Annotated in this window: 9 protein-coding genes; 7 read left to right on the top strand and 2 right to left on the bottom strand. The window is 43.0% G+C overall.

All coding sequences use genetic code 11. The annotated features are described in order from the left end of the window. Window positions 1–465: 465 nt before the first annotated feature. On the bottom strand, window positions 466–801 hold the full coding sequence (locus tag ABZA00_RS15195) for a penicillin-insensitive murein endopeptidase (protein ID WP_372883005.1): 336 nt from the start codon (window positions 799–801) through the stop codon (window positions 466–468). 259 nt (window positions 802–1,060) lie between these two features. Between ABZA00_RS15195 and ABZA00_RS15190 the strand changes: the two genes are divergently transcribed. The 3 genes from ABZA00_RS15190 to ABZA00_RS15180 all read left to right on the top strand — a co-directional run bounded on the left by ABZA00_RS15190 (window position 1,061) and on the right by ABZA00_RS15180 (window position 3,121). Next, on the top strand, window positions 1,061–1,264 hold the full coding sequence (locus ABZA00_RS15190; RefSeq protein WP_372883004.1) for a cold-shock protein: 204 nt from the start codon (window positions 1,061–1,063) through the stop codon (window positions 1,262–1,264). Between the two features lie 205 nt (window positions 1,265–1,469). Continuing rightward, a complete protein-coding gene (locus ABZA00_RS15185) occupies window positions 1,470–1,649 on the top strand; it encodes a hypothetical protein (RefSeq protein WP_372883003.1) in 180 nt (59 codons plus the stop codon). A 323-nt stretch (window positions 1,650–1,972) separates the two neighbouring features. Beyond that, window positions 1,973–3,121, top strand: coding sequence for a flavohemoglobin expression-modulating QEGLA motif protein (locus tag ABZA00_RS15180; RefSeq protein ID WP_372883002.1), 1,149 nt, complete (start codon window positions 1,973–1,975; stop codon window positions 3,119–3,121). Between the two features lie 20 nt (window positions 3,122–3,141). Here ABZA00_RS15180 and ABZA00_RS15175 read toward each other — a convergent pair whose 3' ends face one another. Next, complete coding sequence (locus ABZA00_RS15175) at window positions 3,142–3,729, bottom strand: AAA family ATPase (protein ID WP_372883001.1); 588 nt, start codon at window positions 3,727–3,729, stop codon at window positions 3,142–3,144. Between the two features lie 458 nt (window positions 3,730–4,187). On the opposite strand from ABZA00_RS15175, the gene ABZA00_RS15170 reads away from it, so the two are divergent. The 4 genes from ABZA00_RS15170 to ABZA00_RS15155 all read left to right on the top strand — a co-directional run bounded on the left by ABZA00_RS15170 (window position 4,188) and on the right by ABZA00_RS15155 (window position 8,673). Beyond that, the gene (locus tag ABZA00_RS15170) at window positions 4,188–5,042 is read left to right on the top strand and encodes a mechanosensitive ion channel family protein (protein WP_372883000.1); all 855 of its coding nucleotides are present in this window, start codon (window positions 4,188–4,190) and stop codon (window positions 5,040–5,042) included. Window positions 5,043–5,164: 122 nt separating this feature from the next. Beyond that, on the top strand, window positions 5,165–6,898 hold the full coding sequence (locus tag ABZA00_RS15165) for a C1 family peptidase (RefSeq protein WP_372882999.1): 1,734 nt from the start codon (window positions 5,165–5,167) through the stop codon (window positions 6,896–6,898). Window positions 6,899–6,963: 65 nt separating this feature from the next. Next, entirely contained in the window at window positions 6,964–7,854 is an 891-nt protein-coding gene (locus tag ABZA00_RS15160; RefSeq protein WP_372882998.1) for a peptidoglycan-binding protein, read from the top strand. A 177-nt stretch (window positions 7,855–8,031) separates the two neighbouring features. After that, window positions 8,032–8,673, top strand: a complete 642-nt coding sequence (locus ABZA00_RS15155; RefSeq protein WP_372882997.1) for an HD domain-containing protein — start codon at window positions 8,032–8,034, stop codon at window positions 8,671–8,673. Window positions 8,674–8,928: the final 255 nt, after the last annotated feature.

Raw genomic sequence — 8,928 nt, 5'->3', positions numbered from 1 at the left:
TCCTTATGTCCGCAATTTGAATAACAGCTGATAAAATTGAAAAATGTCGCGATCGCACACTTCGTGTGCGCTACTGAAGGTAAGATTGGCCTTGGAATCATGATAAAATCCAAGACCGAACTGAGGGGGTACTAAAAATACGCTGTTTCTGGATGAGAACTAGCTAGCATTCATTTTAACAAGCATAAATGAATAGATAATTATCGGATTTGGTATTATAACAGTCAGCGCCTTAGTTTGCCGTTGCGAACAATGGCCCACGCTGCTGTGGTTTTGTTTGCTCCTGTTTTTGCACCGGTGCCTGAGGCGTTTTAGGCTTTTTCATTTCCGCTTTCTGGTGCTGGCTGGTTGGTAGATAATCTATCACCTTCCAGGCACGTTAAGCGGACATGCATATGAATTGAGTGTCCCCTCTAGAGCGCCTAAATCGAAATAATTTAACGCAACATGCGACCATTTGGGCTCTCACTGCTGCTGTTTGATCACCGGGTTGACAAAAATACGTGCAACTCGCGGATCCTGCGCGGCAAGGCGTATCATAGTCGCATGAGAATTTTGCCAATGATGTTTTGCCTTAAACAGTGTCTGATTAACCAAATTAACCAAATTAACCAAATTAACTGAATAGGGTATTTCCCGGTGTGCGGGAGAAAATGAGTTATCAATTTGCCGGAACCATACATCAATATTCAGGCCGATTTGATGACTTGCATGCCCGGAAATAAACTCACCGCCTCTTGGCATCGACATATCGGCAATCAGCAGATCTTTCCCGTTATTACGTTTAACTTTTGCGCCCAGATCCCGGCGCGTACATTACACTTATTTATCATAACAAGAGAGCCAAAAGGAGCTATTTCTAATCCGTATTCAGGATAGTGAATTTCGTTTTGTCAACATGAACTATAATTTACTTACCAAGCGCTTTTACTGCACGCACTACATCAGATCTAATGCTAAACGGGTGAATAAGGGATGTTGAGTTTGTTATTTTTATCCCGTTAGAAGAGTGACACAGTAAAATATTATAATAATGAAAACAATAACAGGAGAGATGATCATGACGATGGGAACAGTTAAATGGTTTAATGCAGACAAAGGTTTCGGTTTTATTACGCCGGATGATGGCAGTAAGGATCTGTTTGTACACCACTCTCAAATTAAAACCGGTGGTTATGCAACGCTTAATGAAGGCCAAAAAGTTGAATTTGAAGTCGGGCAAGGTCAGAAAGGGCCGTGCGCCAATAATGTAGTACCGCTTTGATAGCATACGTTTCGAACAGAGGGGCCGCTTGCCGGTTGAAGTCATCCGGCTTGTATAAAGAGATTCTATCCGGGATATCTTTAAAGCAGTTACTATGACTCATTCTACAGACGATCAAGACGCAGGGAGAACGACAAGTAAGAAAAGCCTGTCGGCCTGGCAGCTTGATCTGTATCGTTTTGATAGATAACGAAAGAGGTGGATTATGAAAGTTTCAATCATTGAAAATGACAGTGATCTGGTAGTGGCATCTTATGAGATAAACTTTGCAGATCATCATCATACCCCTTCGGACGAAGAGTATTATTCTGAAGCATGGCTGCGCGCCATCGAAGAGGGGATCGTTGTTGATGAAGATTCATCCCGCTACCGTTTTAGTTTTTAGTAACAGTAATCCGCTGGTTTGAATCCATGCGACCTTGATCTTGATAAAATATATTGATCATTTAGCCTGCCCGTTTTACGATACGGGCAAGTTTGAATCAAATCCCGAGTGGTTCCGGCGAGTGATAAAAATACCAACCAGATAGTGCAGTAGCTACCCGAATAACAGGCAATAGAAGGCAACACGCACGCAAAAAGCATTTTTCTTGATAATAATTTGTCAGGAGGCCGTTTTGCATGCTAACTGAAGTGAAAAAGAATGCAGTCATGTACTTTTCACTCATTAAACCATACTCAAAAACACCACACGCAGGACGCTGACCTATGTCTGATTTAGAGAACAATAGTATTAATCCTCTTTTCACCAGTATCGATCAGGAGCTGAACGCATTAGTCAGTAATATTAAGATCCTCGAGGCGGTAAAACCATTAAATTATTTACAAGAAAAAGAGCGTTTTTTTGCCAACCAATTTTCATCTGAACCCGCATTTGTCTACCGGCAACATGACATCGACCCCTTTGCACTGAAACGCGGCTTGTTTAATCTGCCACTGGAAAAAATACAGGATGAAGATCTTTATCAATTATATTTGGCTGTGATTGATTCCTATGTGGATAAAATAGACCAGTTCAAATCAATCGGCAGTAGCGAATTTCTCTACGATTCGCTGCGTTATTATGGAGAGCCGAGCGAGAAAGATATCCATAATGCGCAGTTTATTTTGCATTTACCCGAATCCCCCGATGAAGATAGTAGCGCACTCTTAGATGCAGCCGACATTAAAGATGTTATGCACAAAATGGGCAGCAGAGAAAACTATAAATGGGAGATGGAACTTGACGATAATATGGTTGGCACTGCATTGGTTTCCGGCACGCGGGTGCGCATTAACAGCCGGGCTAAATTAACGCAAACCGATGCAATGGCGCTCGCTCATCATGAACTGGGTGTCCATCTGGTAACCTCTCTGAATGGTAATAAACAACCCCTGCGTATTTTATCGTTGGGTTGTCCAATCAATACCACCACGCAGGAGGGCCTGGCGATTTTAAGTGAGTATTTATCCGGCAATTTAACAATGCGCCGCTTAAAAACATTAGCACTGCGTGTTATCGCGGTAAAATCGATGATCGAAGATAAAAACTTTCGCACCACTTTTCTGCTGCTCAAAGAAACCTACCGTATCGATGATGAGCAGGCTTATGTTATCACCGCCCGTGCCTACCGTGGTGGTGGTTACACCAAAGACTATTTGTATCTTAAGGGCTTCAGACTGATTTTAAATGCTTATGAGCATGAGCCTAATTTTAACAATCTGCTTAGTGGTAAAGCATCGCTGGAGTATTTACCGCTGATAACCCGCCTGATCGATAAACAACTTTTAGTGGCGCCGCATTTTATTACCCCTGCTTTCAAAGCCCCTGTGGAAAATAACGCGGTAAATACCTTTATTACCCATGCGATCCGGTAGGGCCGGTACACTTGTAAGCGTTATATTTTAGCGATCACGTCATTAATAGTGGCAATACCCAGCATGATTTTCTTAATAAAGGATTTATCGTGGGAAACCAGATTAAAATTAGGGTGCTGCGACCATATTTGTTGCAGTCGCTGATCCAGAATAAGCGCTTTTTTAGCTGACTCATTTCTGATCGGGTTGTTACTTTTGATCTCCCGACCGGAGCTTGCTGATGTTTCAAAAAAAATGACCGCATCATAACGCCTCAACTCGTAATTCAAAGAGGTGTTCATGGTGGTAAAAAAATCTTCTTCAGAGCGCGGCCAATAGGCCAGTCCATCTAAACATCCCCGATCGCAAAGAATAAGTGACTCCGGATTCGTTGTCCGCTGCACATCTTCTAAATGGCGCTGCAGGTTGAAGATGGCAATTTGCTGGGCACAAATCACTTCTTCACGCAATGAGCGTTCAATACCGCCGCTGAATATCATCGTCGCGGCCTCTGGCACCAGAGCTATTTTCCCCAACAGTTCACGGTGAAACAGATCCAATGCGGTTGTTTTTCCGCCGCCCGGACCACCGGTTAAGACAATACGCCTTTTGATATTCAATTTATGCATTGCACCTCCTATTTTTACAGAAAGCCTAAAAATATCATCCAGACGAGTTGGGCATATTTTTATCCTGACAGTAAAACAGCGTTATTAACTATTATTGTTCAAGATGGTTATTAATACCATTCTGTATAACTATCTGATCTACCTTGCTGGTTAAAGTTAAAGTTAAAGTTAAAGTTAAAGTTAAAGTTAAAGTTAAAGTTAAAATTAAAATTAAAATTAACAGCGTTGCTTTCACGCATTTTCCACAGGCAGTTTTTGACCATTTCAGTTAGCGGAATGGTATTAGCCATTTTCACTTTTCTACCCAAGAAAAATCTTATTTTGTATAAGCGTTTGATAAAAACAATTAACAGATCTAACGTTTATTATAATTATCCTTGATTAGATTCGGCATAAGAATGATGTTTGCGTCGATTCCTCAATTAAAATAAATACGAGTATGAATATGGGCTGCGTCTATGAATGAGTTAATTGATGAATGGTTATTCGATCCTGCTGTCGGAAAAGTAATAGCGACAGTACTGGTAATAGCAGTAGTCATTTTACTCGTCCGCTCTATTCAGCGCGTTCTCGGACGATATATTGAAAATACAGAACGACGATATCGCTTAAGAAAGGTTGTTACCTTTGCCGGTTATGTTGTTGCGATATTTCTCCTATCAATTGTATTTAGCGATAAATTAGCCGGACTGACTGTATTTTTTGGCGTGGCTGGTGCTGGTGTCGCATTTGCCCTGCAGGAACTTATCGCCAGCGCCGCAGGTTGGGTTGCAATGTCCTTTGGCCGTTTTTATAACATTGGTGATCGCGTTCAATTAGGCGGTATAAAGGGTGACGTTATCGATATCGGCATGTTGCGAACAACCCTGATGGAGTGCGGAGGATGGATTAATGGTGACCAGTATAATGGTCGCATTGTCCGTGTAGCCAATAGCTTCATATTTAAGGAGCCGGTCTATAATTATTCATCAGACTTTCCATTCCTTTGGGACGAAATTACGATAACGGTGAAGTACGCTAGTAATTACCAGATAGTACGAGAGGGGTTTCAACAAATACTTGATGATATAACCGGAGAGTATGCTCGCCATCTGAAGGGCGAATGGCGAAAAATGACTGGCAAATATATGCTTGAAGACGCTCAGTTGGAGCCAATGGTGACGTTGAATATAAAGGAAAACTGGGTGGAATATTCTCTACGATATGTCGTTGACTACAAGCAACGCCGCATTACAAGGGATAAGATCTGTGTTCTGATACTCAACTTAATAGAGCATTCAGAAGGTAAAATTATGCTTGGGGGGGGCAGTTGAGGTGGTTCAGTTCCCCCATGAAGGTTAATGTGAGGGGGAGCGCGTATTATTCGCACGGCCTTTACGTCGTGGCGCACAGATTAAAGGTTAATGAACCCTCTCTCAAGCCGCTGGTGTTGGAGTTGGATAATAGCAATAAGGGAATGGTACTTGATCAGGGACAGGAAGGCGCCTGCACCGGTTTTGGTCTCGCTGCAGTCATCAATTTTTTAAAAATTCATGAAAATAAGCCGACTGGGGTCAGCGCAAGAATGCTCTATGAAATGGCTCGGAAGCACGACGAGTGGCCGGGAGAAAACTACGACGGGTCCAGTTGTCGAGGCGCGATCAAAGGCTGGAAAAACATGGGCGTTTGCAGTGAAAAAATCTGGCCCTACAGTACCACTAATCCCGGTAATTTGAGTATCGACAAGGCAAAAGATGCAAGGTCAACAATCCTGGGGGCTTATTACCGCCTGAGGGCCAATCTTAATGATTATCATGTTGCCCTAAATGAAACGGGGGAGATCTATGTTTCGGCAAGGGTTCATAGCGGCTGGAGAAACCCCAGAAAAAACCGGGCAAATGACAAGTTTGCAACCATAGTCCCAAGCAGTAACCATATTGGCGGTCATGCTTTTGCCATTGTTGGTTATAACCAACTTGGTTTTATCGTTCAAAACTCCTGGGGGACTAATTGGGGCAGCGATGGCTTTGCCCTCTGGACCTACCAAGACTGGTATGAAAATGTTTCTGATGGCTGGACTTTCCGGTTGGCGGTTTCGACCCCTAACGCCTTTGGATTGACTACGAAAAGCGGTGGCAAGGAGCGGGTAGAATTTGGCGGGAAAGCACCAAAACGTATTGATATTGCAGGACATTTTGCACACTTTGATGATGGATTCCTGAAAGATAAGGGCGATTATTGGAGCAATTTTGCTGATATTCAACTGACAATCCAACGGGTACGAAAACTGGCAGATGAGGGAGAGATCAAGCACCTGCTCTTTTATGCACATGGTGGATTGAATAGTCCAAAGGATTCGGCAACAAGAATCAAAGCGATGAAAGACAGTTTCAAGAGAAATGGCATATATCCTTTCCATTTGATGTACGATACCGGTCTGGCGGAGGAGCTTTCAGATGTTCTTAAGCGTGCATTCTCCAGGTCAGAAAGCTTGATTGCCGAATGGAAGGATAAACTTGAGGATGCATCGGACAAAATTATCGAAGGAATCGTCCGTATACCCGGCACCGCACTTTGGGAAGAGATGAAGCGGGGTGCCGCCTCCCCCTTTAGAAGCTCATCAAGTGACGGTGTAAAGGTGATCAGTGAGTTCATAAAGACACTCGCTGACACAAAAATAAGTGTTCACCTTGTCGGTCACTCTACTGGAGGGATCTTAATAGGCCATCTGCTGGAGGGCGTAGACAGGATAACTACTGCGCGGTTTGACAGTTGTTCACTACTTGCTCCGGCGTGCAGCATCGATTTCTTTAAACGCCAATATGGGCCTCGCTTATCGAATCACCCCTCTAAGAAGTCCAAAATCAAGTCACTCGATATTTACAATCTGAACGACAAGCTGGAGCAGGATGACAATGTTGCCTGGGCTTACCGAAAATCATTATTGTATTTAGTATCACGTGCCTTTGAACGGACTGTGTCAAAGCCTCTGTTGGGAATGGATAACTATGCCCGGAATATCAATACTGCAGAAATCACGCTTTATACTTCAACTGGCAAAGGAAGTTTCACTCGAAGTAAAAGTCATGGTGGATTCGACAATGATGTCTACACCATGAATACGGTGCTGAGAAAAATACTTAAAAAGAGAGCTAAAAAACCATTTACCGAAGCAGAGCTTAAGTATTAAGCCCACGCAATACATACTGCTGCAAAAACAATCTCGAAAGATCAACAGGCCTGAAGGATTTTATCATGAATATTCAAAAAAACAGTCGTGGAGAGGAGGTCAAAACAGTTCAGGAGATCCTGACCAAATTGAGGTATAAGCCTGGCCCAATAGACGGTAAATATGGAGACAAGACTGAGAGAGCTGTTATTCGATTCCAGGAGGAAAGTAATCTGTACGCTGACGGAATTGTTGGACCGAATACCTGGCGCGCGCTACAGCAGGATCTGCTCATTCATGTCGAAGAGCAAGTCACCCCTTTAGTGGATAATCACAATCAAGCGGAAATAATGAATTGGGTACGTGTTCCTGCTGATCAATATCGAAATGGTTATGACCGTTTCTTTTTGCGTGAAGATGTCGCAGGTGCTTATCTGCGCGTTTATGAAAAAGTAAAAGAAGCAGGGGGGATAATAACCAGCTCAGGAGCAAGAAGATCCTTAAATGCGGGTGCCGGCGTATCTCGCAGTGCTACGTCGTTTCATTATACCGGTAGGGCATTGGATCTCTTCGTCGGTAGTGCAATGGAAAATAGAGGACGAGATCCTTTGGTGGTAGTTGCTGAAGGTGATAGATATTGGCGAGTCTATGCGCGTGCTGATGGTGGTGATCAAATGGAGCTTGAGGCTGTTACCTATAGTTCCAGAAAAAAAGGTAAGTTGGTTAGTGGCCGATTTGTCGATTTGACTTCCATTTTTAAGGAAGAAGGTTTTGAGCGCATCCGGGCACGTAGCTCTTTTTTTACCGGAGGGACCTGGCTTGGTGCGGAGTGGTGGCACTTTCAATATGAAAAAGGGCTTGAGAAAGGGGTATCAACCTTCGGAGATGAGCTTTGCAAAGTGTATTCGGAAGAGCAACTTTGTTCTACATCGCCCTGGCAATACCGGACACGGATATTCGCTGTAAATTGGTTTTAAACACTGCTAACCGGAAAAAAATCAGCGTCCATATCTTATCATTTTTTATTGGCATCTGTTATTTGAGAAGAATAATTTTGATTTGTAAATAACCTCAACTCTGGATAAGCAAATCGATACAATACCGCTTTCATTATCCAGAGTTGAGGTTAAATAAATAATGCAAAGGAGTATCAGGTGTTATTAATAACACAATTTGAAAATCAGTTTCTTGAATATATACAAACAGAGATGGACCAGGATTTGGCGCATGACATTAATCACGTTCTGCGTGTTGTAAAAACGGCAAAATTTCTCTGTCGCAAAGAGCGTGCTCTGGAGGAAATTGTCGTGCCGGCAGCCTATCTGCATGATTGTTTTTCATTCAGTAAAAACCATCCTAATCGCAGTCAAAGTTCAAAAGTTGCAGCGGATAAAGCGGTCAAATTTTTGGACAGTATCGCTTATCCGATTGAGTACTTGGGTGCAATCCATCATGCTATCCTGGCGCATAGTTATAGTGCCCGTGTCGAACCTGAAACACTGGAAGCAAAAATAGTACAGGATGCGGATCGATTGGATGCCTTAGGTGCGACGGGGATAGCAAGGTGTATTCAAGTTAGCTCGAAGTTGGGGCGCCCTCTGTATTCAAGCGATGATCCTTTCTGCTCAAATCGTCTGCCGGATGATAGCTTGTATACAATAGATCATTTTTATACAAAGTTATTGTCTCTGTCGGGCACGATGAATACTATCACTGCAAAAAAGGAGGCAGAATTACGCACTGCTTTTATGCATGAGTATCTCAGGCAGATGGAAGTCGAAATGGATGGCTGCTGATAGAAAAAATCGGGATGTGCTGATTGTTCTTTATATACCCATGATACTTCAAGATGCAAAGTCAGCAAGGCAAATTGTGCCGAGATGCCAGGCATAAAATTGAAGTATAGTTATTCTACAGAGATATTTTATAACAAAGCAGATTGGTGCAATTAACCTTGCCCTACGGGGCGCTGGCTCGAAAACCAGTGCTGCGTTGCACCAATCGAAAAGGGAATAACCATTACCTCATGTTGCGTCTTGCTCTGGTCTCCG

The organism is Psychromonas sp. (assembly GCF_041586535.1).
Taxonomy (GTDB): Bacteria; Pseudomonadota; Gammaproteobacteria; order Enterobacterales; family Psychromonadaceae; genus Psychromonas.
Note: the sequence above shows the minus strand (reverse complement) of the source record. Positions and strands in the feature narration are given on the sequence as shown.